This is a genomic window from Microbacterium sp. NPDC087592 (assembly GCF_044743585.1).
Taxonomy (GTDB): Bacteria; Actinomycetota; Actinomycetes; order Actinomycetales; family Microbacteriaceae; genus Microbacterium.
This window is the reverse complement of the sequence record NZ_JBIUWT010000001.1, coordinates 1,611,587-1,636,423: the sequence shown is the minus strand read 5'-3', so window position 1 is coordinate 1,636,423 and position 24,837 is coordinate 1,611,587. Positions and strand designations below refer to the sequence as shown.

The following is a 24,837-nucleotide window of genomic DNA, read 5'->3' as shown; positions in this document are numbered from 1 at the left end:
GGGTCACGCGGAACTCCGGGTCACGCGGAACTCCGGGTCACGCGGAATGAAGGAGATCGCGCGATTTGAAGGAGCTCGTGCCCGATCCGGTCCTTCAGGTCGGGAGATCTCCTTCGTGTCACGCGCTCAGTACATGACCGGCGGGATCTCGGCCCACACCGTGCGGTCATCGACCGAAGGCGCGGCGGGGATGCGGCCGGCACCGTCGGGTTCCGGGATCGCCGCCAGCAGAGCCTGCGTGTACGGATGCTGCGGCGCCGCCCAGAGCTGGTCCGTCGGCCCCGACTCGAGCACGCGCCCGCCGAACATCACGAACGTGCGGTCGGCGATGCGGCGGACCACCGCGAGGTCGTGCGAGATGAACAGCATCCCGGCTCCCGACTCCGCGACCAGGTCACGCATCAGGCCTGCCACACTCGTCTGCGTCGAGGCGTCGAGTGCCGAGATCGGCTCATCGGCGACGAGGAGCGATGGCCGCGCGGCCAGCGCCCTGGCGATCGCGATGCGCTGCTTCTGCCCACCCGAGAACTGGTGCGGGAAGCGAGTGCTCACGGTCGTCGGCAGGCCGACGCGCTCGAGCCACTCATCCACGGTCGATCCCTCGGCTCCGCGCGCACGGGCGGTCGCGATGCCGTCGGCGATCTGGTCGCCCACTCGGCGGCGGGGGTTCAGCGACGTCGCCGGATCCTGGAACACCATCTGGATGCCGGTCATCGCGGTGGGCCGACGACGGATGCCGAGCGGTGCCACGGGCTCATCGCGGAAGAGCACCGTTCCGCCGGCGGTCTTCTCGATGCCGACGACGGCGCGGGCGAGGCTGGACTTGCCGCTGCCGGACTCACCGACGAGCGCGACGGTCTCCCCGGCGGCGACGCTGATCGACACACCGTTCACGGCGATCACGGGCGGGTTGCCGGGGTAGCGCACGACCACGTCCTGCGCGTCGAGGACTCGGACCTCACTCATCTGCGGCCTGCCCTTCCGGTGCCTCATCGATGCGCGAACCCGGCAGAGCCGCGAGCAGCATCCGCGTGTAGTCGTGCTGCGGGTCGAGGAACAGCGTCTCGCGATCGGCGAGCTCGACCACCCGTCCGTCCTTCATGACGGCCACCCGGTCGGCGATCGCGCTCATCACACCGAGGTCGTGCGTCACGAGCAGCACGGCGAGGTTCCGCTCCACCGCGAGGTCGCGCAGCAGCTGCAGGATGCCGGCCTGCACGGTGACGTCGAGGGCCGTTGTCGGCTCATCGGCCAGCAGCACCTCGGGGTCGCAGGCCAAGGCGCACGCGATGGCGATGCGCTGGCGCTGTCCGCCGGAGAACTGGTGCGGGTAGCGCTTGAGGGCCTCGGCGGGGTTCGGCACCTGCACGGTCTCGAGCAGTTCGATCGCCCGTTCTCGTGCCGCCGCGCCCTTGAGCCCGAGGTGCACACGCATGTGGTCGGTGAGCTGGCGGCCGACCGGCAGCTGCGGGTGCAGCGACGCGGAAGGATCCTGGAACACCATCGCGATGCGCTTGCCGCGCACACGGTTGAGGGAGCGGCGCTTGAGGCCGACGAGTTCCTCGCCGCCGAGGAGGATCGATCCGCCGGTCTTCGCCTGCCGGGGCAGCAACCCCAGCACGGCGAGCGAGGTCAGCGTCTTGCCCGATCCGGATTCGCCGGCGAGGCCATGGATGCGACCGGCCTCGAGCTCGAGCGAGACACCCTTCACGAGCGGACGGCCGATGTCGATGGTCAGGTCGCGGATGCTGAGCACACTGGCTCCCTGCACGGAGGTCATGCCGCCACCCCCGTCGCCGACGCCTTGTGCTCCGCGGCCTTCTCGTGCGTGATCTCGGCCGTCGGGTCGAGCACATCGCGCATCGCATCTCCGAGGAAGTTGAACGCCAGCACGACCGTGAGGATCGCGAGGCCGGGGAACACCCCGAGCCACCAGGCGTCGAAGTTCTGCATCGCACCCGAGATCATGGACCCCCACTCCGCAGTCGGCGGCTGTGCGCCGAGACCGAGGAAGGAGAGTCCGGAGAGGAGCAGGATCGCCGCACCGATGTCGAGCGTCGCGAGCACCAGCACGGGCCCGGCGATGTTCGGGAGGATGTCGACGAACAGGGTGCGGGCCGGCGAGTGCCCGAGCAGTCGTCCGGCGATCACGTAGTTCTGTCCACGCAGACCCAGCACGATGCTGCGGGTGACGCGGGAGTACTGGGGCCACGACACCACGATCGCCGCGATCACCGCGTTGAACAGTGACGGGCCGAGCGAGGCCGCGACCACCATCGCGAGGATGACGGTCGGGAACGCCATGAACAGGTCGGTGATGCGCATCAGGGTCTCATCGACCCAGCCGCCGAAGTAGCCGGCGACGGCGCCGATGACGGTGCCGATGATCATCGCGGCGATCACGAGCATGAGCGCGAGCGGCAGGCTCACGGTCGCACCCGTCATCAGACGCGAGAAGATGTCGCGGCCGTTGCCGTCGGTGCCCAGCAGCGTGTCGATGCCCGGCGCCTGCAGGCGAGGCAGCACCTGGGCGTTCGGCGGATACGGCACCCACCACTGCGCGGTGAAGGCCACGATCACCCAGGCGCCCGCGATGACGGTGCCGATGATGCCGAGCGGGGTGCGCCAGGCGCGGGGCCAGCGGAAGCGGAAGCGGCCGGCGGGCGTGGCGGCGGCGATGCGGCTCATGCGATCCTCACTCTCGGGTCGAGCACGCCGTAGAGGATGTCGACGATGAAGTTGATGAGGAGGTAGATCATGCCGACCACGAGACCGACGCCCATGATGCCGGGCAGGTCGAGGTTCGCGGCGGAGTTGTAGGCATAGGTGCCGAGCCCCGGCCAGGCGAACACCGACTCGACGAGCACCGTGCCCGAGAGCAGGGCCCCGAACGCGACACCCACCACGGTGAGGATCGGCAGCGAGGCTCCGCGGAGCACGTAGTCGAGGATCACGCGCATGGCGGGGAGCCCCTTGGCCCGGGCGGCGCGCACGTAGTCACTGCCGAGGACCTCGAGCACCGAGGTGCGGATGAAGCGGGTGAGCAGTCCGATCGTCACGAGCGAGAGCACCATGACCGGCAGCGCGAGGTGCGCGAGGGCGTCGAAGAAGCCGACCGCGTCGCCGTTCAGGAGGTAGTCGACCGTGTAGAGGCCCGTCACGCGCGGCGGCGGCGTGATCGACGGCGAGATGCGGCCGGATCCCGGGGCGATACGCAGCTCGAGGAAGAAGACGTAGAAGCTGACGAGCGCCAGCCAGAAGGTCGGCACGCTCAACCCGACCAGGGTGACGACGCGGATGACCTGGTCGGTGACGAGGCCGCGACGGTAGGCGGCGAGGGTGCCGAGCACGATGCTGACCGCGAGGCTGACGATGATCGCGCCGATCGCGATCTCGATGGTCGCGGGCACCGCGGTGGCGAGGTCGCTGGTGACCGGGCGTCCGGTCACCAGCGACGTGCCGAGGTCCCCGCGCAGCAGGTTCCCCATGTAGATGAAGTACTGCACGAACAGTGGCTGGTCGAGTCCGTTCGCCTTGATGAACGCCTCGCGCGTCGCCGGGTTCTGCGAGGCGCCCTCACCGAGCGCCGCCGAGACCGGGTCTCCCGGCACCAGGTTGGTGAGCGCGAACGTCACGATCGTCACGCCCACCAGCAGGAGCAGGGACGTGCCCGCCCGCCGCAGCAGGTATCCGACCAGAGGCGATCGGCGCCGCTGCGCCTGCCTCTGCACCGCCACTGTCGTCATGGGATTTCCGTTCAGCCGGCGGGCGTGATCTCGGCGATGTCCATCTCCCAGACGGAGTTGTACACCGCACCGCTCACGCTGTCGGCCGACGAGATGTTGCGACCCGGGACGATCAGCGGGACGAACGGGCCCTCGGCCTGCATCGCCTCGGCGAACTCGGTGAACGCGGCCGTGCGCTGCTCGGGGTCGGTCGCTGCGGCGGCGCCCGCGGCGATTCCGGCGATCTCCGGGTTGGCCTCAGCAGCCCAACCGGCACGGAGTCCGACCTTCAGTCCGGGCGCGAAGGGCAGGAAGTTCGCGGAGTCCGCGTAGTCCGGACCCCAGAACCACAGGCCGAAGCCCTCGGTGCCGTTGACGTAGGAGTCGAGCTCGGTCGCGAAGGGCGCGGGGGCCAGCTCCACCGTGATGCCGGCATCCTCGAGCTGCGCCTGGATGCGCTCGGCGAGCGGGGTGAATTCCACGCCGCCGACCGGGTAGTCGTTCGGGAACTTCAGCTGAAGGGTCTGACCCGTGTAACCGGCCTCGGCGAGTGCCGCCTCGGCCTTGTCCAGGTCCTGATCCACGCCGGACTCCAGGGCGCCTTCGAATCCGGGCGGGATGACGCCGGTCGCCTGCACGGAGCCGGCGCCGGCCAGTTCGAGCAGCGCGTCGTAGTCGAGCGCGTAGCGGATCGCCTCGGACATCTTGACGTTCGCCAGCTCACCGGCGACGGCCTCGGACTGGTTCAGCAGCAGGAAGATGGTCTGCCCGGAGGGGACCGAGTCGACCGTGACGCCGTCACCGAGGCCGGCGACCTGGTCGCCGTTGAGGTCCATGGCGACCATCGAGTCGCCACCCTTGAGGTTCGCGAGCTGCGTGGCGCTCTCGGAGACGTTGCGGACGACGACGCGCGTGAACGCCGCCTCCTCGTCGCCGTTGTACTCGTCGCTCTTCGTCAGCACGACCTGCGAGCTGAGGTCGAGGGTGTCGAGGACGAAGGGACCGGAACCCGCGGACTCGCCGTCGAGGAACTTCTGCGCCGAGTCGGTGCCGTCGGTCGTACCGCCGTTCTCGATCACCACGTCGGAGTTGACGATGCCGAGCGCCGGGTTCGCGAGGATCGCGGGCAGCTGGAGCAGCGGGGTCTCCGACGTGATCTGGATCGTCTTGTCGTCGACCTCGGTGATGGTGAGGCCGCCGAGCAGGAAGTTCGGCTTGGCGTCGGCCATGCCCTGGATGCGCTGCAGCGAGAAGACGACGTCCTTCGCCTCGATCGGCGAGCCGTCGGAGAAGACGCGGTCACCCTCGAGCGTGAACGTGAACTCGGTCGCTTCGTCGTTCTGCTCCCACGAGGCGAGTCCGGGCACCGGGGTCGAGACGTCGGAGCCCTCGAAGTCGACGAGGGTCTCGTACAGCGCCTTCGCGATCATGTTGCCGGTCGGGTCGTAGGTGTGCCCCGGGTCGGCCGTCTCGATCGAGAACGCGGTGTCGATGACGAGCGAGTCGGAGCCGGCGGAGTCACCGTTGCCGGCCGAGTTCCCTCCCGAGCATCCGGCGAGCGCGAAGATCGCGACCGCTCCGAGCGCGATGACCGGCGTGATACGGCGTGACGACATGAGGACCTCCAGGGGCGAGGAGTACATTCGGGTGAGTCGCCACCGATGTGGACGACCGGGGTTCAGATTCGCATCATATGCGACGATGTGTCCAGCGAGTGGGCGTGGTCCCCGCACGCTCTGTCCAGAACGTCGGTCGTGAGGAGCAATATGTCCAGCAAGGATGCGGATCAGTCGAAGCATTCTGGACGAAGTGCCGCCCCATTGGACGAGACGGCATACAGAATCCTCGATGTGCTGCGTGATAACGGTCGCGTCTCGATCGCCGCTCTCGCCGACAAGGTCGGCATCTCCCGCGCGAGTGCGTACACACGGGTCGAGTCGCTGGTGCACGACGGCGTCATCACGGGCTTCAGCGCCCGGGTCGATCAGGCCAAGGCCGGACTCTCGATCGGCGCACTCGTGTTCGTCACGGTGATGCCGCAGGCCTGGGCGTCGTTCCGCGAGCGAGTGCTCGAGATGCCCGATGTCGAGTGGTGCGCCATCACCACCGGAGAGCACGACGCGATGCTGCTGATCCGCGCCGTCGACGTGAGCGGCGTACACGAGTTCTCCACCGGGGTCATCGCGCAACTGCCGGAGGTGCGGACCGTGGTCAGCGTCGTCGTGCTCGACGAGGTGATCCGCCGGCCCTACCTGCTGCCGGCCGATCTGCCCGAGCGCAGCACCGAGATCCCGCTCGGGATGACGCGCTGGACGCCGGCCACCGCCGGACGGGACGCGCTGCCCCCGCGCTGAGCCCCCGCTGAGGGGTCAAGAAACGCCGCATCCCCACGCCGTGATTCGGCGTGTCTTGACCCCTCAGCGCACTGGTCCGGCCCCCTCGGCGCACGCGGGGCGCGGCGTCAGGCCGCGATCTCCTCGCACACGCTGAGCTGCGGGAGTCCGTGCATCTCGTAGTGCTCGACCAGGCGGATGCCGCCGTCGTCGGTGAGCTCGAGCTCGCTCTCGCCATCCCCCGTCACCACGGTGCCGTCGGCCTTGAGCACGTGCACGAAAGACACCCAGATCGTGTCGCCGGTGCGCGTGCCGACGAACTTGCCGAACGTGACCGTGTCTCCCTCGTATCCGCCCCAGATCGCGCCGTCGCGCTCGAAGTACTCGAAGATGCTGGGCGATTCGGGATCGACCGCGGATGTCGTGGACGAAACCATCCGGAAGCGGCGGCCGTCGAGGGAGGGGAGGGTTGCTGTCGCAGTCACACCCTCGATTATGCGGGATGCCGTCGGACACCGGTCACCCGCACCGGGTGATCCGGCCGCCGGGCTCCTCGCCGCCGTCCTTAGGCTGTGCCGCAAGAGGCGACGTGTGCCCCGTCGCCGAGAGCCGTAGGAGTTTCATGTCCGATCTGCAGCGTTCCAGCCTTCCGATCCCCGACCTGGCGTACACCGGCACGGTCACCTACGACGCGACCGACCCCGATACCGCGTTCCCTCCGATCACCCCGGTGCGACCGCCCGCGGGAGCACCGAACGTGCTGGTCGTGCTCATCGACGACACCGGCTTCGGCGCATCCAGCGCGTTCGGTGGCCCCGTGCACACGCCGAACTTCGAGCGCGTCGCGGCCGCGGGGCTGAAGTACACGCGCTTCCACACGACCGCCCTGTGCTCGCCCACTCGAGCCGCCCTGCTCAGTGGCCGCAATCACCACACGGTCGGGATGGGCGGCATCACCGAGATCGCGACTTCGGCGCCCGGATACAGCTCGCTGCGACCGAACAGCTGCGCGCCGCTGGCGGAGACGCTCAAGCTCAACGGCTACAACACGGCGCAGTTTGGCAAGTGCCACGAGGTGCCGGTGTGGCAGGCGAGCGCGATCGGCCCGTTCGACGGCTGGCCGAGCCCCGGCAACGGCTTCGAGTATTTCTACGGCTTCATCGGCGGCGAGACCAATCAGTGGTACCCCGCGATCTACGAGAACACGACGCCCATCGAACCCTGGGGCACGCCCGAAGACGGCTATCACTTCATGGGCGACATGACCGACAAGGCGATCGCGTGGACCAGAGAGCAGAAGATGCTGGCCCCCGATGTGCCCGCCTTCACCTACTTCGCCCCCGGTGCCACGCACGCTCCACACCACGTTCCCGTGGAGTGGGCCGACAAGTACAAGGGCCAGTTCGATCAGGGCTGGGACGAGATCCGCAAGGAGACCTTCGCCCGTCAGCTCGAGCTCGGCGTCATCCCCCCCGACGCGGTGCTCACCGAGCGCAGCCCCGGCATTCCCGCGTGGGACGAGATGAGTGACCTGATCAAGCCGGCCCTGGCCCGGCAGATGGAGGTCTACGCCGGGTTCCTCGCCTACGCCGACCACCATGTCGGTCGCCTGCTCGACGCGTACGAAGAGCTCGGCATCCTCGACGACACGCTCGTCTACGTGATCATCGGCGACAACGGCGCGAGCGCCGAGGGTTCGATGCACGGCACGACGAACGAGGGTTTCACGATCAACCACATGAACGAGATCGAGACCGAGCAGTACGTCGCCGATCACATCGATGACATCGGCACGCCGAGCTCGTACAACCACTACGCGGTCGGCTGGGCACACGCGATGGACACCCCGTATCAGTGGACGAAGCAGGTCGCCAGCCACTGGGGCGGCACCCGCAACGGCACGATCGTCAGCTGGCCGAACGGCGGCGTGGAGAAGGGCGGCATCCGCAATCAGTTCTCGCATGTCATCGATGTCGCCCCGACCGTGCTCGAGGCGGCAGGTATCCCCGAACCGACGAGCGTGAACGGTGTGACCCAGCGTCCCTACGAGGGGACGCCGATGAACTACACGTTCGCGGATGCGGACGCGGATGAGCGACACATCACGCAGTACTTCGAGATGGTCGGCAACCGCGCGATCTATCACAAGGGGTGGACGGCCGTCGCGAAGCACAAGGACCCGTGGCTCGGATCGGACCACGGACTCGACGACGACCGTTGGGAGCTCTACAACGTCGACGAGGACTGGACCCAGTCCCACGATCTCGCGGAGCAGGAGCCCGAGAGGCTCGCGCACCTGCAGCAGCTCTTCCTCATTCAAGCCGCGCGCTTCAACGTGCTGCCCCTCGACATCCGCACCGCCGAGAGGTTCAATCCCGACCTCGCGGGCCGTCCCGTCCTCTCGCTCAGCAACACGCAGAAGTTCTACCCCGGCATGAAGCGCATGAGCGAGAACACCACGATCAACATCAAGAACAAGTCGTGGACCGTCACCGCGCAGGTCTCGGTGCCGGATGCGGGTGCCGACGGCGTGCTCATCGCCCAGGGCGGCGCCTACGGCGGCTGGTCGTTTTATGCGAAGGACGGCAATCTCGCCTTCGCGTACAACCTGCTCGGTATCGATGTCGACATCGTGCGCTCCGACTCCCCGGTCCCGACCGGCGAACAAGAGGTGCGCGCCCACTTCGCGTACGACGGTGGCGGGCTCGCTAAGGGCGGTACGGTCACCCTCTATGCCGGCGAGCAGAAGATCGGTGAGGGTCGTGTCGAGAAGACGATCCCGTTCCAGTTCACGTTCGACGAGACGGTCGACGTCGGCTGCGACCTGGCCTCGCCGGTGTCGCCCGACTACGGCGCGACCGGAAACGGATTCACGGGCACGATCGAATGGGTGCGCATCGACCTCGGGGACGACGACCACTCCCACCTGATCGACGACGAGCACAGGCTCAAGGTCGCCATGCTCAAGCAGTAGCCGAAGGCGGCCCGAGACGGCGTGCGATCACCGATCGCACGCCGTCTCGTCATTTCCCGCCGTCACGACCGCGCCATTCGTCTTCGAGGAGCGCGTAGACGAGCAGGGTCGCCCACTCGTCCTTGAACCACTCACTCTCCACGAACCGCGCTTCGCGCCGGAAGCCGAGCCGTTCGACGATCCGCGCGGATGCCGTGTTGCGGTCGTCGATCCGTGCCGCGATGCGGTGCAGGCCGAGTCCGTCGAAGCCGAGCGCGAGCAGTGCGGCGACGGCCTCGGTCGCGTAGCCGCGGCCGGCGACGCGAGGGTCGAAGATGTAGCCGACCTCGCCTGCACGGTCCTTCTCACTGCGCCAGAACAGCACCACGTCGCCGACGAGCGCGCCGGTCCCACGCTCCTCGACGGCGAGGCTCACGGCGTCGCCCTCGTTGTCGAAGCGCGTGTTCGACCAGATCGTGGCGATGCGCCGCTCGATGTCGGCGAACTCCAGCGGCCCGTAGGGCACGTAGCGCACGGAATCCGGGTCGGACTTGTAGGTGTGCATGGCGGCGGCGTCATCGGGGGTGATCGGACGCAGGATCAGGCGTTCGGTGCGGATCGGATACTCCGGGGCGAACGCACGGGACGAAGGCGCGGCTGTCGGGGACACGGGTCTCACCTTACGGCCGGGTAGCGTGGTCGCATGGAGTGGATGTCTGATCCCTCGGCGGGAGCCTGGGTGCGCGAGCGACTCGACACGGACCTCGAGACGATGCATTCGGTGGTCCCGCGCGGTTTCGCCGCCTATGCGCGGATCCTGCATCCGGCGATCGTCCGCTCGCTCCCGGACCGTGCGGTGCCGACCTCGGACGAGTGGGACCGGCTGCCCGAAGCCGAGCAGCAGGCGCTCGTCGGACGGTTCGTGGACGAGCCGGCCACCTGGGCGCAGACGGCCGCCACCTTCGACACGACCCTGCACCCGCTGGCGCAGTGGCACCGGATCGTGCGGACCCCGACGGATGGGGACTGGCGGACGCGGATCGCTCCGGACGGTCGCGAGTTCTCGGCCCCGCTGGAGGGCGAGCTCGCCCCGGAGCACCTGGCGGCCATCGCGACGCACCTCGTGGACCACACGCAGACTCCGGATGCCGGCTACGCCGCGCTCTGGGAGGGCCGCGGCGATCTGTTCGGCTTCTACGGCATCACCCCGTCCGGCGGTTCCCCGACCTTCACGGACGACCCGAACCATCAGGCGATGCTCGATCGCAGCACGCACGATCCGTTCAACAACGTCTTCCGCAAACCCACCTGGCAGGAGGGCATCCTCTCGCGCGAGATCTCCGAGGGGCCGCGCCTCCGGCTCCCGATGCGCGATCACGTGCTGTTCTCGGCGCCGCCGCGCGCCTTCGCCGACCCGGAGTGGGCCCGGCAGGTTCCGTGGCGCGATCGCATCGCGGAAGAGCGCGGGTTCCCCCGGCCGCCCCAGAGCCCGAGCCTGCTGTGGCCCGAGGATCACGCCTGGGTGATGGTGAGCGAGGTCGACTTCGACTCGACGATCGTGGCCGGCTCCCCCGCGCTGATCGGCGCGCTCTGCGCCGACGAGCGGCTCGAGGCCTTCGTGATCCCGGGGGGCGCCGACCTCACCTGGGACGCCGACACGGTGAACCGATGACCTCGCCGCAGGCGACCTTCGACGCGCGACCGCTCACCGACCCGGTCGATACGGCCGCCGTGCGGGCCTTCGCCGCGGAGCTGCGTTCGCGTCCGTCGTCGCGGACGTCGGCATCCACCGTCATCGGCATCGTCGCCGTGGCGATCGCCGCGGTCGTACTGATCCCGGTCATGGTCAGCGTGATCGTGAGCATCGCGTCGCTCGGCGGAAGCCCTTCGGCGATGGCGATCCCGCTGGTGCTGATCGTCCTGCTGCTGGCGGCCGCGGGCGTCATGATCTGGATGGGCGTGCGCAACGCGCAGGCCACGCGGTACCGGCTGCATCGGTTCGCGCAGGCGAACGGCATGTCGTACGAGCCGAAGGTGGCCGACCCTCCCCTGCCCGGCATGATCTTCAGCCTCGGCCGGTCGCGGCAGTCGACCGACCTGCTCCGGGGCACGAGGCCGCGCTTCGTGGAGTTCGGCAACTACCAGTACACGGTGCAGTCGGGCAAGAACTCGACCACCTACCGCTGGGGCTATGTCGCGGTGAAGCTCGACGTGCCGCTGCCGAACATCGTGCTCGATGCGAAGGGCAACAACGGATTCGGCTCGAACCTGCCCGCCTCGTTCCACAAGGAGCAGCGGCTGTCGCTCGAGGGCGACTTCGACCAGCACTTCACCCTGTACTGCCCGGCCGGCTACGAACGCGATGCGCTCTACCTGTTCACGCCCGACATCATGGCGCGGTTCATCGACAACGCCGCGCAGCTCGACGTCGAGATCGTCGACGACTGGCTCTTCCTGTACACGCAGCGCAAGGTGTCGACGCTCGATCCCGCGACCTGGGCCTGGCTGTTCGGCGCGGTCGGCGCGCTGCTGACGAAGTTCGATCAGTGGGCGCGGTGGCGCGACGAGCGCCTGGTCGCCGAGAACCCGGGCGCCACGGCATCTGCTGCGGTTCCGGGCCAGGCGCTGCCGTTCGCTGCGCCGGCGGGCCTGCTCACGCCTCCGCCGGGGGTCGCTCCGCAGGGAAGACGGCTCAAGCGCGGCGGCACGTGGCTGCCGCTGATCATCGTGATCGTGTTCGCGGCGTTCTGGTTCATGAGTCGCATGAACTGAGGCGGAGTCCGAGTGTGGGGGTGGGTGTCGGCTGGGGACCGAACTCCCACCCCATCCCCCCTCGGGATCGAAAGAAGATCGACTCTCCCTCCGCATGGCGGCTGAGCCGCCCCGCCCACCGTCAGCTGGGGACTGACACTGCTGGGCGTATACCCGAATGGTATACCGGATGGGGTTGCAACGCGTTGCATCCATGCGCCGGAATGCGCTTTCTAGCGCGGGGTCAGCTCCGGGCGCCGCCCCGGACCCGCGCCCACCGACCCGCGAGCTCGTCGAGGGATCGGTCCAGCTCTCGCCACGCATCGGCATCGCGCATGGCCGCACCGATCCGCTCGGCGTTCGCGCGATAGGAGGAGTCCGACCGCACGCGCTCCACGGCGCGCGCGACCTGCGCCGGCGTCGCGGTGCTGGTGCGCAGATTCACCCCGGCACCCGACCAGCCCACTCGCGCACAGACCTCGACCTTGTCCTCGGTCTGCCCGGCGACCACGAGCGGAACCCCGTGCGCGAGCGCCTGCTGCACGCCGCCGTAGCCGCCGTTCGTGACCAGCACGTCGACGAGGGGCAGAAGGCGGTCGTACGGAAGGTACTCGGCGACGCGCACGTTGTCCGGCAGATTTCCGGCCAGCGCATCGACCGGGCGGCCACCCGTCGACACCACGACCAGGGCATCGGATGCGGCGAGCGCGGCGATGGTCGGCTGCACGAGCTGTCCGAAGTCGGAGTTGGCGATGGTTCCCTGGGTGACGTGCACGATCGGCCGCGAACCGTCGAGGTCGGACCACCACTCCGGCAGGACGGGGTCGGACGGCGACGGCGGCAGCGGTCCCGCGAAGTGCACGGTGGCGGGAAGGTCGGGGCGCGGGTACTCGAACTCGGGCACGGTGAACTGCACGTAGGCGTCGGCACGGCCCGCCCAGTCGAGCACGAAGCCGCCGAGGTCGCGGCCGACCTCGCGCCGCGCCATCGCGTCGGCATCTTTCTGCACTCCACCGAAGATCGCGCGCTCGGCGACCGTGCGGAGGGCGGCGTTGCGCAAGCGGCCGAGGGGGCCGGGCATCGGGGTGACACCGAGCCCGAACGGAGCCGTGTCCGCGCTGCGCGCCCCGAGCGGGAAGATGCCGAGCACCACGACGGGCGGCCTCTCGTCTGCGGGCAGCAGTTGCAGGAGCGCGCCGCCGACGAAGAGCGGCTCGGTGAGGACGGCGTCGACGGGGCGGGCGTCGAGTTCGGCGCGGACCGCCGCCAGCTGCGCGGCGCCGGGGCGGACGAAGAGGTTGCTCATGTCGAACCGCAGCGCGGCGGGACCGGTGAGCCCCCGGCGCTCGGGGAACGCGCCGTCGGCGTCGTCGAGGTCGACATCGGCGTCGACGGGCAGCGGGAGGAAGCGCGCGCCGGCGGCCTGCACGCGTTCGGCATAGCGACCGCTCGTGAGGAAGCTCACGTCGTGGCCGCGGGAGAGGAGGCGGCGGGCGATCTGCAGCAAGGGCACGACATGGCCGTGCGCGGGCGTGCAGGTGATGAGGTAGCGGGACATGGCGGATTCTTTCCCTAAGATCGGATGTACCGTCGTAGTATTCATCACCCCGTTAGGAAAGTCAATGGTTGAGTCCGCTCCCCGCGCCTATCGATCGGAACTGCGCGCCCGTCAGGCGCAGGAGACCCGCGCGCGCATCGTCGCCGCATCCGCCCGCCTGTTCGCGACGCAGGGATATCAGGCGACCACGATCGCCGCGATCGCCCGGGAGGCGGGGGTGTCCGCCGAGACCGTGAAGACGACGGCCGCGAAGGCCGAGCTGCTGATCGCCGCATTCGAGACCACGTTCTCGGGATCGGAGGGCGCGGATTCCCTCGCCGACACCGAGGTCGCCGCGGGTCTCCTCGAACTTCCCGACGAGGTCTTCCTCGATGTGGCGCTGACCCAGATCACCACTGCGAACGCGCGAGGTCACGGGCTGTGGACGGTGCTGCTCGGTGCCGCGCTCTCCGACCCGGTCGTCGACGCCGCCCTGCACCGCATCCTGGAGCGTCGCGGCGCGGACTACCGCATGTTGGTCTCGGAGCTGCGACGGCGCGGCATCGCCGCCCCCGGCATCGATGAGGCGACGACAGCCGACGCCCTGTCGTTCCTGCTCTCCCCCGAGAGCTACCAGCAGCTCGTCGCGCAGTCCGGGTGGACGGACGACCGCTATGCCGCGTGGCTGCGCGCGGCGGTCGATGCGGAGATCGTCGCGGCGCGCTGACCTCGTTACCCCGAGTGACGAGCCCGGCCCCACCCCGTTCTGCATGCAGGAGAATTGAAAGTGATGTCTGAACGCGAAGAACACACCCACTGGCAGGCCGAGCGCCGCGCCTCCGTCACGTCTGCCACCGGCAACCTCGCCCTGGTCGAGACGCGCTGGACCGGCGAGCGCCCCGACCTGGATGCCGCGCAGCGTGCCGCATCCCCCACCCAGAGCGTGACGCCGCTCCAGCGCACGGACATCGAGACCGGCCAGGCGGAACACGGCCTGCGCGTCTGGGATGCCGATGCCCCCGCGATCCGCGCATTCGACCGCATCGACACGTACGAGTACGACCCGGCGTGGGTGCTCGAGGGCCACTTCACCCCCGTCTCCGGTGACCGCCGGGTCTCGTTCGAGCACATCCGCGACAACGGCGGCACGCGCGAGCTGGTCGTCCCCGGCGACATCCGCCTCGAGCTCGACGGCCGCGAGTACGACCTCGCCGCGTTCGACGACGGCGGCACGCTGCTGCTCGTCTTCGGCGACGAGACCAACGGCTCGGAGACCTACGGATCCGGTCGCTTCCTGTTCGTGCAGCTGCGCGACGACGAGGGCTCCGTGACCCTCGACTTCAACCGTGCGTTCGTGCCGCCCTGCGGCTTCAGCGCCCAGTACAACTGCCCGCTGCCGCCGGCATCCAACCGCTTCCCCCTGCCTATCCGAGCAGGCGAGAAGAACGTCGTCTTCCGCGACGGCTTCGACATCTATGCGGCCTGAGCCGCACACTCTCACCCTGGAGTAGTCATGAGAAGAACTCGCATCCTCGGCGCGCTCGGCGCCGTCGCCACGCTCGCCCTCGTGGCCGGCTGCGCGTCGGGCACGACCGACGACGCCTCGAGCGAAGACGCCACCGTCTTCATCGGCTCGCTGTACGAGCCCACCAACCTCAGCAACACCCAGGGTGGCGGCCAGGGCGTGACCGAGGCGCTGACCGGCAACGTCTACGAGGGCCTGTACCGGCTGACGGACGACGGTGAGGTCGAGCCCCTGCTCGCCGAAGACGCCCAGGTGTCCGACGACGGTCTGACCTACACGATCACGCTGCGTGACGACGTGACCTTCCACTCGGGCGACCCGCTCACCTCCGCCGACGTGAAGTCGAGCGTCGAGGCCGTCACGGCCGAGGATTCGGTCTCCGCGCGCAAGTCGAGCTTCGGCGTGATCGCCGACATCGCCACCCCCGACGACACGACGGTCGTCTTCACGTTGTCGCAGCGGTCGATCTCGTTCCTCTACAACCTCAGCTACGTCTGGATCGTGAACGACGAGGCCGGCGACATCACCAGCACCGAAGACGGCACCGGCCCGTACACGCTCGACGAGTGGAAGAAGGGCTCGACCCTCACCCTCGATCGCTGGGACGACTATTGGGGCGAGCCCGCCAAGAACGGCGAGGTTGTCTACACCTACTTCACCGACGCGACGGCCGAGAACAACGCGCTGCTCACGGGTGAGATCGACGTGATCACCAGCGTGCAGAGCCCCGACTCGCTCGCGCAGTTCGACAACGACGAGTACGTGATCAGCGAGGGCACCTCGACCACGAAGGAGCTGCTCGCGTTCAACGACCGCGTCGCCCCCTTCGACGACGCCCTCGTGCGCAAGGCGATCTACTCCGCGATCGACACGAAGAAGCTGCTCGAATCGATCTGGGGCGACTACGGCACGCTGATCGGCTCGATGGTTCCGCCGACCGACCCCTGGTACGAAGACCTCACCTCGGTGAACCCGTACGACGTGGAGCTCTCGAAGGACCTGCTCGCCCAGGCCGGCTACGCCGACGGCTTCACGTTCACGCTCGACACCCCGAGCTACGACCCGCACCCCGCCGTCGCGGAGTTCCTGCAGTCGCAGCTCGCCGAGGTCGGCATCACGGTCGAGATCAACACGATCAGCGCCGACGAGTGGTACACGAAGGTCTTCAAGGAGCAGGACTTCGAAGCCACCCTCCAGGAGCACGTGAACGACCGCGATGTGGTCTGGTACGGCAACCCCGAGTTCTACTGGGGCTACAACGACGCCGACGTGCAGAAGTGGGTCGCCGACGCCGAACAGGCCACCACGACCGACGAGCAGACGGCCCTGCTGAAGCAGGTCAACGAGAAGATCGCCGCGGATGCCGCGAGCGTATGGTTGTACCTGTACCCGCAGATCGTGGTCGCCTCGAGTGACCTCAGCGGGTACCCGGTCAACGGCCTGAACTCGCAGTTCTTCGCCTACGACATCGTCAAGTCCTGACGTGCGAGGGGATGCCGCGCGTCGGCATCCCCTCGTCATCCTGAGAACACATGCTCGCCTACCTGCTGCGCCGCCTCGCGTTCCTCGTGGTGTCGCTCGTCGTCGCGATGGTCGCGATCTTCGTGCTGCTGCGCCTGCTTCCCGGCGACCCGGCCAACGCGCTGCTCTCGGTGAACGCGACCCCCGAGCAGATCGCCGCGGCCCGCGAGCAGGTCGGCTCCGACCAGCCCCTGCTGCAGCAGTTCACGACGTGGGCGGGGCAGCTGCTCCGCTTCGACCTCGGTGAGTCGTTCCTGAGCTCACGACCCGTCGGACCCGACATCGCCGACCGCCTCGCCGTGACCATTCCGCTCACGCTCATCGCCTTCACCATCGCCCTGCTGGTCTCCCTCGTGATCGGCATCACCGCGGCCGTGAAGTCCGACCGCTGGTACGGCATCGTGCTCTCGGGGTTCGCGCAGCTCGGCGTCGCCGTCCCGGTGTTCTGGGTCGGTGTCGTGCTCGTCTGGGTGTTCGCGCTCGGACTCGGCGTCCTGCCCTCCGGCGGCTTCCCGCGTGACGACTGGGAGGACCCCGCCGACGCGCTGCGATCGCTCGCCCTGCCGATCACCACGATCGTGATCGTGATGAGCGCCTCCCTCAGCCGATATGTGCGCTCGGCCACTCTCGATGTAGTCGGCAGCGACTACCTGCGCACCGCTCGCGCCGGAGGCTCCGGCATGGGTGAGGCGCTGCTGCGGCACGGTGTGCGCAACGGCGCGGTGCCGGTCGTCGCGATCCTCGGCATCGAGCTGTCGACGACTCTGCTCGGCGCGGTCGTCGTCGAGAGCGTGTTCACCCTCCCCGGGCTCGGCAGCCTGCTGCTGTCGGCCATCGAGCAGCACGACTTCCAGGTCATCCAGGGCGTTCTCGTCGTCAGCACCCTCTTCGTTCTGCTCGTCGGATTCGCCGCCGACATCGTGCAGCGCCTGATCGACCCGCGCCTGCGCACGAGCGTCTCGGGGAACCGATGAGCCGCGTCGCCGAACAGTTGATCACCGGATCCGTTCCCGTGCGCCGGCGTCCGAAGGCGACCCTCGTCACCGGGATCGTGCTCACGGGCCTCATCGTGCTGATGGCGCTGGTCTCCCTGTTCTGGCTTCCGTATCCGCTCGCCGACACCAGCGGCGGCCGTCTCGAAGGACCGAGCACGCTGCACCTGCTCGGAACCGACCGACTCGGTCGCGACCTGCTCTCGCAGCTGATGTGGGGCGCGCGGATCGCCCTCATCGTCGGAACCTGCTCGGTCGCGATCGCGGCTGTCCTCGGCACGATCATCGGCCTCCTCGCCGCCTTCGCCCGGCCCTGGGTCGATGACACGCTCTCGGCCGGACTCGACGTGGTGATCGCCTTCCCCGTGCTGCTGCTCGCGATGCTGGTCGTCGCCGTCCAGGGTGCGTCGTTGTGGTCGGCGGTGCTCGCGATCGGGCTCGCGATGTCGGCGGTGGTCGCGCGTCTCACCCGTATCCTCGCGCGTCGCGTGCTGCAGGAGCAGTTCGTCACGGCGGCCCGCACGAGCGGCACGAGCGTGATCGGAATCGTGTTCCAGCACGTGCTGCCGAACATCGCGCCGACGCTCGCCGTGAGCCTCGCGCTGCAGTTCGGCGCTGCCGTGCTCGCGGAGGCGAGCCTGTCGTATCTGGGCCTCGGCGCGCCGCCGCCCAACGCCTCGTGGGGGCGGATGCTGCAGGAGGCGCAGGGCACCGTGCTCACGGCTCCGGTCGGTGCGATCGCTCCCGGTGTCGCGATCATCGCGCTCGTGCTCGGTGTGAACTTCCTCGCCGACGGTCTGCGTGACCTCGCCGACCCGACCCGCAGGAGGAGCCGATGAGCCTTCTCGATGTCACCGGTCTCACGGTCCGCTCCTCGTCCGGCGTGCTCGTGCGCGACGTGTCGTTCTCGCTCGGGGCCGGCGAGCGCCTGGGGCTGATCGGCGAGTCTGGCTCCGGCAAGTCGCTGACCTCGCTGGCGGTCACCGGGCTGCTGCCGGATGCCCTCGTCGCATCGGGTTCCGTGCTGCTCGACGGGCATCAGGTCGTCGGCGCTCGGGACGCCGACCTCCAGCCGCTGCGCGGCCCGGTGGCGCAGATCGTTTTCCAGGAGCCGCTGACCGCTCTCGACCCTCTGATGCGGGTGGGCCGGCAGGTCGCCGAACCGCTGCGCCGCCATCTCGGACTTCGCGGAACCGAGCTGCGTGCGGCTGTCGCGGCGGCGCTCGACGAGGTCGCCCTGTCAGAACCACGGTTCGCGCGCGCCTACCCGCACGAGCTGTCGGGTGGTCAGCGTCAGCGCGTGGCGATAGCGATCGCTCTCGCCGCCAAACCGCAACTGCTCATCGCCGACGAGCCGACGACAGCGCTCGACGTCACGGTGCAGGACGGCGTGCTCGCGCTGCTGGAGCGGCTGGTCGCCGAGCGGGGCATGGCGCTGCTGTTCATCAGCCACGACCTGGCCGTGGTCTCCCGCATGGTCGATCGCATCGTGGTGCTGCGCGACGGAAGTGTCGTCGAGGCGGGTCCGGTGGCCCAGGTGCTGCAGGAGCCGGCGGAGCCGTACACGCGGATGCTGGTCGACAGCGCCCGCGCCCTCGACGCGTACCTCGACGCCGGGGAGGGCACGCGATGACGATCCTCGAACTGCAAGGCGCCGGATTCGCGTACGGCTCCCGCCGGGTGCTGGACGACATCTCGGTGAGCCTCTCCGACGGCGACTCGCTCGGTCTCGTGGGCGAGTCGGGTGCGGGCAAGTCCACGATCCTGCGACTGATGCTCGGCCTCGCCGCTCCGCGCGATGGCCAGGTGCTGTTCGACGGCGCTCCCCTGTCGCTGCGTGACCGCGCGCAGATGCGGCGGTTCCGCGCGAGTGTGCAGCCCGTCTTCCAGGATCCGTACTCGTCGCTCGACCCCCGCCAGCGCATCGACCGGATCATCGGCGAGCCGCTCCGGTCATTGGGCCTGGCGTCCGGTGCCGACGCCCAGCGCCGCATCGCCGAGGCGCTCGATTCGGTCGGGCTTCCCGCCGACACCGCGCGCCGGTACCCGCATGAGTTCTCCGGCGGTCAGCGTCAGCGCATCGCGATCGCGCGGGCCGTGGTGTCGCGCCCGCGGGTGCTGCTGGCCGACGAGCCGGTGAGTGCGCTCGACGTCACGACCCGGGTGCAGGTGCTCGAGCTGCTCGACCGGCTGCGCCGCGAGAATGGCCTCTCTCTCGTGATGGTGTCGCACGACCTCACCGCGATCGCTGCGGCCTGCGACCGCACGGTCGTGCTGCAGAACGGCCGTGTCGTCGAGCAGGGCCCGACGGCGGCGGTGCTGCACGCCCCGCAGGATTCGTACACGCGGGCGCTCGTCGACGCGGTTCCGCGACTGCCGCGCTGAGTTCCTCGGGCGAACGCAGGGTGGGGCCGCGGGTTCGGCCTACCCGTATCTGGAATCGTATTCCGGTGTTTCATCCACTGTCTCTCGCTCGACGATTCATCGCCGTGCGTGCCGGGAATACGGTGTCGGAGTGGCCGGGCCGATCTCTCACATGTTCTACGCGGACGACTCCGGAAACCTCGAGGAGGGATGGATCGTCTATGGCTGGGTCGAGCTCGCAGTCGAGCACTGGGATGCAGTGCTCACTCATTGGCTCACGTTTCGGAAGCGACTTGTCGCAGACTACGGAATCCCGACTGCAGAGGAATTGCACCTGACTGCGCTCGTCAACGGACGCGGCCACGTCTCTACGGCGCCGCCCTCTCGTTTCGTCAGGCAAGGGGAGACTCTCTGGAAGCCTCTCGGACGCGAAGTGGCGGTGCGCTGTCTCGAAGCCGTACGGGAGTGTCCGCACATCGAGATCGGAGTGTGCTTCAGAAGGTCTTCTCTGCGGAACAAGAACATCAACCTCGACCGTGAAGCGGTCTACTCGTCTCTCGTCGCTCTTTGGGATTCCCAACTACACAGGTCCCGCGAGTACGGGATAGTCGGAATGGATGGGGACGGCTCGGATCCCATCTACTACAACGCGCACCGGGCGTTGAGCCTTTCCACACGTCGGATCATCGAGGATCCGATGTTCCACAGCTCGCGGCGGTCTCAATGGACTCAGATCGCGGACATCGTGGCCTGGTCGGGGTTTACCCATCTGAACCCGCACGCGGGCAACGAGTTTGCGTGGACCTGGTACGACGACTACCTCAGGGACTTGAATCCGCTCGGGGATCCGATCGAACTGGCCTGACAAGCAGCAAGACCCGCTTATCCACGAGAGTGGGGCGGGCCTGCTTCTACAGTCTACGCAGCTCGAGCGCCCCTCGTCGGCTCGGCCAGCTTGCATTCCGGAACACGTGGCCTCAAGCTGAAGCCCCTCCGCCCCTCAAGTCTTCGACGCCGCCAACCCGAAGTACTCAAGTTCCGCGTCGTTCAGCATCCGGGAGCGGATCAGGAACCGCATCCCGGTCGGGCCCTCGACCGAGAAGCCGGCACCGCGACCGGGCACGACGTCGATGGTCAGGTGCGTGTACTTCCAGTACTCGAACTGCGACTCCGACATGTAGACCTCGACAGGAGCGTCGAGCTCGACGTCGAGCCGCCCGAGCAGCACGTCGCCCGGGCTGGTGATGAACATCCCGACCGGATAGCACATGGGCGATGACCCGTCGCAGCATCCGCCGGACTGATGGAACATGAGCGGCCCGTGCTGCGCGGTCAGGTCGCGGACGAGGGATGCCGCGGCGTCCGTCACGTCGACCCGCTGATAGGTGCCGATGCTGACCATGGTTCCGCCCTTCACGGATGGGTCCGGGCGGACGCCGGAGCGCCCGCCCGGATTCGAGCTCAGAAGAAGCCCATCGGCCCTTCCGCGTAGGAGACGAGGAGGTTCTTCGTCTGCTGGTAGTGGTCGAGCATCATCTTGTGGTTCTCGCGACCCACGCCCGACTGCTTGTATCCGCCGAACGCGGCGTGCGCGGGGTACTGGTGATACGTGTTGGTCCACACGCGTCCGGCCTCGATCGCCCGGCCTGCGCGGTAGGCGGTGTCGCCGCTGCGACTCCAGACTCCCGCGCCGAGCCCGTAGAGGGTGTCGTTCGCGATCGAGATCGCGTCGTCGAAGCCGTCGAACGACGTGACCGACAGCACGGGGCCGAAGATCTCCTCCTGGAAGATGCGCATGTCGTTCGTGCCCTCGAACACGGTCGGAGCGACGTAGAAGCCCTCACTCAGATCGCCGCCGAGGTCGACCCGATCGCCGCCCGTGAGCAGCCTGGCCCCGCCCTGCTTGCCGATGTCGATGTAGCTGAGGATCTTCTCCAGCTGGTCGTTCGACGCCTGCGCGCCGATCATGGTCGCCGGGTCGAGCGGGTTTCCCTGCACGACCTTGCCGACCCGCTCCAGCCCGTCGGCGAGGAAGCCGTCGTAGATCGACCGCTGGATCAGTGCGCGCGAGGGGCAGGTGCAGACCTCGCCCTGGTTCAGAGCGAACATCGTGAAGCCCTCGAGCGCCTTGTCGTAGAACGGGTCGCTGGTCGAGCGGGCGACATCCTCGAAGAACACGTTCGGGCTCTTGCCCCCGAGCTCCAGCGTCACCGGGATCAGGTTCTGCGAGGCGTACTGCATGATGAGACGGCCGGTCGTGGTCTCTCCCGTGAAGGCGACCTTGCGGATGCGCTTGTGCTGCGCGAGCGGAGCGCCCGCCTCGATGCCGAAGCCGTTGACGATGTTCACGACACCGGCGGGCAGCAGGTCGCCGATGATGTCGAACAGGAAGAGCAGGGATGCCGGAGTCTGCTCGGCCGGCTTGATCACGACGCAGTTGCCTGCGGCGAGCGCGGGAGCCAGCTTCCACACCGCCATCAGGATCGGGAAGTTCCACGGGATGATCTGACCGACCACCCCGAGCGGCTCGTGGAAGTGGTACGCCACGGTGTTCTCGTCCAGCTGGCTGATACCGCCCTCCTGCGCGCGGAGCACCCCGGCGAAGTAGCGGAAGTGGTCGACGGCGAGCGGGATGTCCGCGGCGAGGGTCTCGCGAACCGGCTTGCCGTTCTCCCAGGTCTCGGCGACCGCGATCTCTTCGAGATGCTGCTCGATCCGATCGGCGATGCGGTTGAGGATCACCGATCGCTCGGCCGGGCTCGTCTTGCCCCAGCTCGCGAAGGCCTTCCAGGCGACGTCGACGGCCCGGTCGATGTCGTCTGCGGTGCCCCGGCCGACCTCGGTGAAGGGCTTGCCGTTGACGGGGCTGATGTTCTCGAAGTACTGGCCCTTCACGGGGGCGACGAACTCGCCGCCGATGTAGTGGCCGTACTGCGGGCGGTAGTTCGCGACGGCACCCGGCTGCCCGGGAGCGGCGTAGGCGAGGGACACGTCTTCTTCGACGATGCTCATGGGGGTCTCCTTCGACGGAGCCGCGCTTCGGTTCGCGGCTGTGCTCCGACGGTAGGTCGCGCAAGGTTGCACCCCGATGCGCAACGTTGCAATATATTGCGAGGCCTCAGTCCGCGGCGAGGCGCTCGATGCGCGCGACCACTCCCGCGCGCTTCGGCGATCGCGCCGGAAGCATCTCCAGGGCGAGGCGCAGCGCCTCGGCATCCCCCTGACCCTCCGGGATCTCGGCATAGGCGAGCAGCACGTCGAGGCTCGCCTCCGACAGCATCGCCTCGTGCAGCGCCGCGCGCACCGATTCGCGGAAGTCCTCGACCCCGGGAGACGTCGACTCCGGCAACACGGGTCCGCGATAGGCGGTAAGCGCCACGCGGTGCGCGCCGCGGTCGAGCAGGGAGAGCACATCGTGCGCATCCGTGTCGAGGGCGACGGGCAGCCGGTACGGACGCGACTCCGGAACCAGGTCGGGGGCCGTACGCTCGAGCACCTTTCGCAGACGAACCATCTCGGGCCGCAGCGTGTCGGGCGAGACGCCGGAGCCGTACACGAGCTCGCACAGCCGCTCGGCGGAGAGCCCCTGACGATGCACGGCGAGCATCAGCAGGATGGCGGCGTGCCGCGCGCTGAGCTCGATCATCGATTCGTCGTGCGCCGACTCCGTCTCCAGCCGCGCGCGGTCCCGTCCGAGCACATGCAGCGTCGCCCGGGCGGTTACGGGGGTGCGCGGCTTCGAGGTCGTCGGCCTGTTCCGGGGGGCCTCGCTCCGTTCCCGCAGCCGCGCGACCATCAGCTCCGATTCCACGGCACGGGCGGTCGCATCGACCAGCAGCCGCGCCTGCGGCGAGACGACATCCGGGCCGCCGGTGATGTCGATCACACCCAGCACCCGCTTCGTCTCCGGGTCGCGCACCGGTGCGGCCGTGCACGACCACGGATGCACGAGTCGGTTGTAGTGCTCGGCGCCGCGGATCTGTACCGACTGACCGAGAGCGAGGGCGGTGCCGGGTGCGCTCGTGCCGACGGCATCCTCCGACCAGTTCGCGCCGGCGACGAAACCCATGTCGTCGGTGAGTGTACGCAGCTGGTCGTCGCCCTCGATCCACAACAGTCGTCCGGCCTGGTCGCCCACCGCGATGATCACACCGGTGTCCTCGGTCTCGCCGGGCAGAAGCAGTGCGCGGATCATGTCCATGGCCGACGCCAGCGGATGCGCGAGACGGTACTCGTCGAGCTCATCGTTGACGAGTTCGAGGGGCGGAGCGGCCTCGGGCCCGACCCTTCGCCGCCACGACCGCTCCCACGACTCGCGCACGAGGGGCCGCACCGCCTGCAGCCTTCGGTCTTCGAGGTTGCCGGCCAGCAGTTCCTCGTGCGCACGCTCGACGATCAGTCGCGATGTCGCCGGAAGCGACTCGCGGGATACCTGCCACGGCGCAGACACAGCGGTCTCCGATCGTCGAAGATGTGCGTTGACTCAGTGTATGAGCAGCACGCCCACGAGGGAACACCCGCCGTGTCAGCGGATGAGCCCCGCGACCAGGTCGTCGATCACGTCGTCGGTGGACGTCTCCGGATCGATCGGCGTGGTCAGCCTGTCCAGCAGCAGCCCATCGATGGCGTAGTGGAACAGGGCGATCTCGCGGCGTCCGCCGGGGAGGCCGGCCGCGGCGTTGAACGCGACGTCGCCGTCGAAGCCGGCCCGCTGCCAGGCGCCGAGGACCGCGGCGACCTCGGGCCGCCGCCCGCCCTCGAGCCTCAGCTCGAACAGGGCGAGCGTCACGTCCCGATCCTCGGTCAGCCGTCGCACGATGTCGCGGATGTAGTCGGCGAACAGCGCGGGACCGGGCTCGACCGTCGCGCGTCGCTCCAGGTCTTCGGGCGTGGGTGCGAGGCGCTCCCCGATCCGCTCGACGAGTCCCTCGATCAGGGCATCGCGGCTGCGGAAGTAGTTCGAGGTCGTGCCCGTCGGAACCTGCGCGGCGATGTCGACCGCGCGGTGCGTGAGCCCGCGCGAGCCTTCTCGGGCGAGCACCGTGAGTCCGGCATCCGCGATCGTCCGTCGCCGGGAGTCGTTCTTCGCCATGACACGAGGCTAGCGCAATCACTACGTCTGTTGTACTGTAACTG

Annotated in this window: 24 protein-coding genes; 12 read left to right on the top strand and 12 right to left on the bottom strand. The window is 68.7% G+C overall.

Translation table 11 applies throughout. The annotated features are described in order from the left end of the window. Positions 1 to 126 precede the first annotated feature (126 nt). Genes ACIOTO_RS07705 through ACIOTO_RS07685 form a run of 5 tightly spaced genes read right to left on the bottom strand, consistent with a single transcriptional unit; the run spans position 127 to position 5,341 of the window. Positions 127 to 966, bottom strand: a complete 840-nt coding sequence (locus ACIOTO_RS07705) for an ABC transporter ATP-binding protein (protein WP_105712019.1) — start codon at positions 964 to 966, stop codon at positions 127 to 129. Beyond that, positions 959 to 1,780: an ABC transporter ATP-binding protein gene (locus tag ACIOTO_RS07700; protein WP_029273986.1), complete on the bottom strand. Its 822-nt coding sequence runs from the start codon at positions 1,778 to 1,780 to the stop codon at positions 959 to 961. Before ACIOTO_RS07700 ends, ACIOTO_RS07705 begins: the two co-directional genes overlap by 8 nt. Beyond that, the gene (locus ACIOTO_RS07695) at positions 1,777 to 2,688 is read right to left on the bottom strand and encodes an ABC transporter permease (RefSeq protein ID WP_105712017.1); all 912 of its coding nucleotides are present in this window, start codon (positions 2,686 to 2,688) and stop codon (positions 1,777 to 1,779) included. Before ACIOTO_RS07695 ends, ACIOTO_RS07700 begins: the two co-directional genes overlap by 4 nt. After that, positions 2,685 to 3,746, bottom strand: a complete 1,062-nt coding sequence (locus ACIOTO_RS07690; RefSeq protein WP_105712016.1) for an ABC transporter permease — start codon at positions 3,744 to 3,746, stop codon at positions 2,685 to 2,687. Before ACIOTO_RS07690 ends, ACIOTO_RS07695 begins: the two co-directional genes overlap by 4 nt. An 11-nt stretch (positions 3,747 to 3,757) precedes the next feature. Then, the gene (locus ACIOTO_RS07685) at positions 3,758 to 5,341 is read right to left on the bottom strand and encodes an ABC transporter substrate-binding protein (RefSeq protein WP_372467735.1); all 1,584 of its coding nucleotides are present in this window, start codon (positions 5,339 to 5,341) and stop codon (positions 3,758 to 3,760) included. 150 nt (positions 5,342 to 5,491) lie between these two features. Between ACIOTO_RS07685 and ACIOTO_RS07680 the strand changes: the two genes are divergently transcribed. After that, the gene (locus ACIOTO_RS07680; RefSeq protein ID WP_237682566.1) at positions 5,492 to 6,079 is read left to right on the top strand and encodes an Lrp/AsnC family transcriptional regulator; all 588 of its coding nucleotides are present in this window, start codon (positions 5,492 to 5,494) and stop codon (positions 6,077 to 6,079) included. A 107-nt stretch (positions 6,080 to 6,186) separates the two neighbouring features. On the opposite strand, the gene ACIOTO_RS07675 is transcribed toward ACIOTO_RS07680, so the two are convergent. Next, positions 6,187 to 6,543, bottom strand: a complete 357-nt coding sequence (locus ACIOTO_RS07675) for a hypothetical protein (protein ID WP_258134253.1) — start codon at positions 6,541 to 6,543, stop codon at positions 6,187 to 6,189. Between the two features lie 137 nt (positions 6,544 to 6,680). Between ACIOTO_RS07675 and ACIOTO_RS07670 the strand changes: the two genes are divergently transcribed. Continuing rightward, positions 6,681 to 9,032 carry a sulfatase-like hydrolase/transferase gene (locus tag ACIOTO_RS07670; protein WP_400857294.1) on the top strand — a complete coding sequence of 784 codons (2,352 nt, stop codon included), beginning with the start codon at positions 6,681 to 6,683 and terminating at the stop codon, positions 9,030 to 9,032. A gap of 49 nt (positions 9,033 to 9,081) precedes the next feature. On the opposite strand, the gene ACIOTO_RS07665 is transcribed toward ACIOTO_RS07670, so the two are convergent. Next, positions 9,082 to 9,681 (bottom strand): GNAT family N-acetyltransferase, encoded by a 600-nt coding sequence (locus ACIOTO_RS07665; protein WP_400857293.1) that lies wholly within the window; start codon positions 9,679 to 9,681, stop codon positions 9,082 to 9,084. Positions 9,682 to 9,714: 33 nt separating this feature from the next. On the opposite strand from ACIOTO_RS07665, the gene ACIOTO_RS07660 reads away from it, so the two are divergent. Beyond that, positions 9,715 to 10,683, top strand: coding sequence for a hypothetical protein (locus tag ACIOTO_RS07660; protein WP_400857292.1), 969 nt, complete (start codon positions 9,715 to 9,717; stop codon positions 10,681 to 10,683). Continuing rightward, positions 10,680 to 11,783, top strand: coding sequence for a hypothetical protein (locus ACIOTO_RS07655; protein WP_400857290.1), 1,104 nt, complete (start codon positions 10,680 to 10,682; stop codon positions 11,781 to 11,783). Before ACIOTO_RS07660 ends, ACIOTO_RS07655 begins: the two co-directional genes overlap by 4 nt. Before the next feature lie 223 nt (positions 11,784 to 12,006). Here the strand turns inward: ACIOTO_RS07655 and ACIOTO_RS07650 are convergent, their stop codons facing one another. After that, the gene (locus ACIOTO_RS07650; RefSeq protein ID WP_400857289.1) at positions 12,007 to 13,320 is read right to left on the bottom strand and encodes a glycosyltransferase; all 1,314 of its coding nucleotides are present in this window, start codon (positions 13,318 to 13,320) and stop codon (positions 12,007 to 12,009) included. A gap of 64 nt (positions 13,321 to 13,384) precedes the next feature. Here ACIOTO_RS07650 and ACIOTO_RS07645 point away from each other — a divergent pair, with 64 nt between their 5' ends. The 8 genes from ACIOTO_RS07645 (at position 13,385) to ACIOTO_RS07610 (ending at position 20,566) form a co-directional block, all read left to right on the top strand. Further along, positions 13,385 to 14,026: a TetR/AcrR family transcriptional regulator gene (locus ACIOTO_RS07645; RefSeq protein ID WP_400857288.1), complete on the top strand. Its 642-nt coding sequence runs from the start codon at positions 13,385 to 13,387 to the stop codon at positions 14,024 to 14,026. A 63-nt stretch (positions 14,027 to 14,089) separates the two neighbouring features. Continuing rightward, positions 14,090 to 14,785: a DUF1684 domain-containing protein gene (locus ACIOTO_RS07640; RefSeq protein WP_400857287.1), complete on the top strand. Its 696-nt coding sequence runs from the start codon at positions 14,090 to 14,092 to the stop codon at positions 14,783 to 14,785. Positions 14,786 to 14,812: 27 nt separating this feature from the next. Then, positions 14,813 to 16,306 carry an ABC transporter substrate-binding protein gene (locus ACIOTO_RS07635; RefSeq protein ID WP_400857286.1) on the top strand — a complete coding sequence of 498 codons (1,494 nt, stop codon included), beginning with the start codon at positions 14,813 to 14,815 and terminating at the stop codon, positions 16,304 to 16,306. A 50-nt stretch (positions 16,307 to 16,356) separates the two neighbouring features. Then, entirely contained in the window at positions 16,357 to 17,319 is a 963-nt protein-coding gene (locus ACIOTO_RS07630) for an ABC transporter permease (RefSeq protein WP_400857285.1), read from the top strand. Beyond that, the gene (locus ACIOTO_RS07625) at positions 17,316 to 18,176 is read left to right on the top strand and encodes an ABC transporter permease (protein ID WP_400857283.1); all 861 of its coding nucleotides are present in this window, start codon (positions 17,316 to 17,318) and stop codon (positions 18,174 to 18,176) included. The genes ACIOTO_RS07630 and ACIOTO_RS07625 overlap by 4 nt, the downstream gene beginning before the upstream one ends. Next, positions 18,173 to 18,970, top strand: coding sequence for an ABC transporter ATP-binding protein (locus tag ACIOTO_RS07620; RefSeq protein ID WP_400857282.1), 798 nt, complete (start codon positions 18,173 to 18,175; stop codon positions 18,968 to 18,970). The genes ACIOTO_RS07625 and ACIOTO_RS07620 overlap by 4 nt, the downstream gene beginning before the upstream one ends. Beyond that, entirely contained in the window at positions 18,967 to 19,722 is a 756-nt protein-coding gene (locus ACIOTO_RS07615) for an ABC transporter ATP-binding protein (protein WP_105712001.1), read from the top strand. Before ACIOTO_RS07620 ends, ACIOTO_RS07615 begins: the two co-directional genes overlap by 4 nt. Before the next feature lie 130 nt (positions 19,723 to 19,852). Further along, on the top strand, positions 19,853 to 20,566 hold the full coding sequence (locus tag ACIOTO_RS07610; RefSeq protein WP_400857281.1) for a DUF3800 domain-containing protein: 714 nt from the start codon (positions 19,853 to 19,855) through the stop codon (positions 20,564 to 20,566). A 135-nt stretch (positions 20,567 to 20,701) separates the two neighbouring features. Here ACIOTO_RS07610 and ACIOTO_RS07605 read toward each other — a convergent pair whose 3' ends face one another. From ACIOTO_RS07605 to ACIOTO_RS07590, 4 genes are all read right to left on the bottom strand, one after another. Continuing rightward, positions 20,702 to 21,103, bottom strand: a complete 402-nt coding sequence (locus ACIOTO_RS07605; protein ID WP_400857279.1) for a DUF779 domain-containing protein — start codon at positions 21,101 to 21,103, stop codon at positions 20,702 to 20,704. Positions 21,104 to 21,162: 59 nt separating this feature from the next. Continuing rightward, complete coding sequence (locus ACIOTO_RS07600; protein ID WP_262002402.1) at positions 21,163 to 22,713, bottom strand: aldehyde dehydrogenase family protein; 1,551 nt, start codon at positions 22,711 to 22,713, stop codon at positions 21,163 to 21,165. Between the two features lie 106 nt (positions 22,714 to 22,819). Further along, a complete protein-coding gene (locus ACIOTO_RS07595; RefSeq protein WP_400857278.1) occupies positions 22,820 to 24,151 on the bottom strand; it encodes a GAF domain-containing protein in 1,332 nt (443 codons plus the stop codon). Between the two features lie 75 nt (positions 24,152 to 24,226). After that, positions 24,227 to 24,793 carry a TetR/AcrR family transcriptional regulator gene (locus tag ACIOTO_RS07590; RefSeq protein WP_400857277.1) on the bottom strand — a complete coding sequence of 189 codons (567 nt, stop codon included), beginning with the start codon at positions 24,791 to 24,793 and terminating at the stop codon, positions 24,227 to 24,229. Positions 24,794 to 24,837 lie beyond the last annotated feature (44 nt).

What these genes read in the sequence shown, in the direction of transcription:
- ACIOTO_RS07590 (WP_400857277.1), bottom strand. Translation starts at nt 24,793, where the DNA reads ATGGCGAAGAACGACTCCCGGCGACGGACGATCGCGGATGCCGGACTC.
- ACIOTO_RS07650 (WP_400857289.1), bottom strand. Translation starts at nt 13,320, where the DNA reads ATGTCCCGCTACCTCATCACCTGCACGCCCGCGCACGGCCATGTCGTG.
- ACIOTO_RS07640 (WP_400857287.1), top strand. Translation starts at nt 14,090, where the DNA reads ATGTCTGAACGCGAAGAACACACCCACTGGCAGGCCGAGCGCCGCGCC.
- ACIOTO_RS07635 (WP_400857286.1), top strand. Translation starts at nt 14,813, where the DNA reads ATGAGAAGAACTCGCATCCTCGGCGCGCTCGGCGCCGTCGCCACGCTC.
- ACIOTO_RS07605 (WP_400857279.1), bottom strand. Translation starts at nt 21,103, where the DNA reads ATGGTCAGCATCGGCACCTATCAGCGGGTCGACGTGACGGACGCCGCG.
- ACIOTO_RS07655 (WP_400857290.1), top strand. Translation starts at nt 10,680, where the DNA reads ATGACCTCGCCGCAGGCGACCTTCGACGCGCGACCGCTCACCGACCCG.
- ACIOTO_RS07695 (WP_105712017.1), bottom strand. Translation starts at nt 2,688, where the DNA reads ATGAGCCGCATCGCCGCCGCCACGCCCGCCGGCCGCTTCCGCTTCCGC.
- ACIOTO_RS07700 (WP_029273986.1), bottom strand. Translation starts at nt 1,780, where the DNA reads ATGACCTCCGTGCAGGGAGCCAGTGTGCTCAGCATCCGCGACCTGACC.
- ACIOTO_RS07630 (WP_400857285.1), top strand. Translation starts at nt 16,357, where the DNA reads ATGCTCGCCTACCTGCTGCGCCGCCTCGCGTTCCTCGTGGTGTCGCTC.
- ACIOTO_RS07600 (WP_262002402.1), bottom strand. Translation starts at nt 22,713, where the DNA reads ATGAGCATCGTCGAAGAAGACGTGTCCCTCGCCTACGCCGCTCCCGGG.
- ACIOTO_RS07615 (WP_105712001.1), top strand. Translation starts at nt 18,967, where the DNA reads ATGACGATCCTCGAACTGCAAGGCGCCGGATTCGCGTACGGCTCCCGC.
- ACIOTO_RS07685 (WP_372467735.1), bottom strand. Translation starts at nt 5,341, where the DNA reads ATGTCGTCACGCCGTATCACGCCGGTCATCGCGCTCGGAGCGGTCGCG.
- ACIOTO_RS07625 (WP_400857283.1), top strand. Translation starts at nt 17,316, where the DNA reads ATGAGCCGCGTCGCCGAACAGTTGATCACCGGATCCGTTCCCGTGCGC.
- ACIOTO_RS07680 (WP_237682566.1), top strand. Translation starts at nt 5,492, where the DNA reads ATGTCCAGCAAGGATGCGGATCAGTCGAAGCATTCTGGACGAAGTGCC.
- ACIOTO_RS07645 (WP_400857288.1), top strand. Translation starts at nt 13,385, where the DNA reads ATGGTTGAGTCCGCTCCCCGCGCCTATCGATCGGAACTGCGCGCCCGT.
- ACIOTO_RS07690 (WP_105712016.1), bottom strand. Translation starts at nt 3,746, where the DNA reads ATGACGACAGTGGCGGTGCAGAGGCAGGCGCAGCGGCGCCGATCGCCT.
- ACIOTO_RS07620 (WP_400857282.1), top strand. Translation starts at nt 18,173, where the DNA reads ATGAGCCTTCTCGATGTCACCGGTCTCACGGTCCGCTCCTCGTCCGGC.
- ACIOTO_RS07670 (WP_400857294.1), top strand. Translation starts at nt 6,681, where the DNA reads ATGTCCGATCTGCAGCGTTCCAGCCTTCCGATCCCCGACCTGGCGTAC.
- ACIOTO_RS07705 (WP_105712019.1), bottom strand. Translation starts at nt 966, where the DNA reads ATGAGTGAGGTCCGAGTCCTCGACGCGCAGGACGTGGTCGTGCGCTAC.
- ACIOTO_RS07660 (WP_400857292.1), top strand. Translation starts at nt 9,715, where the DNA reads ATGGAGTGGATGTCTGATCCCTCGGCGGGAGCCTGGGTGCGCGAGCGA.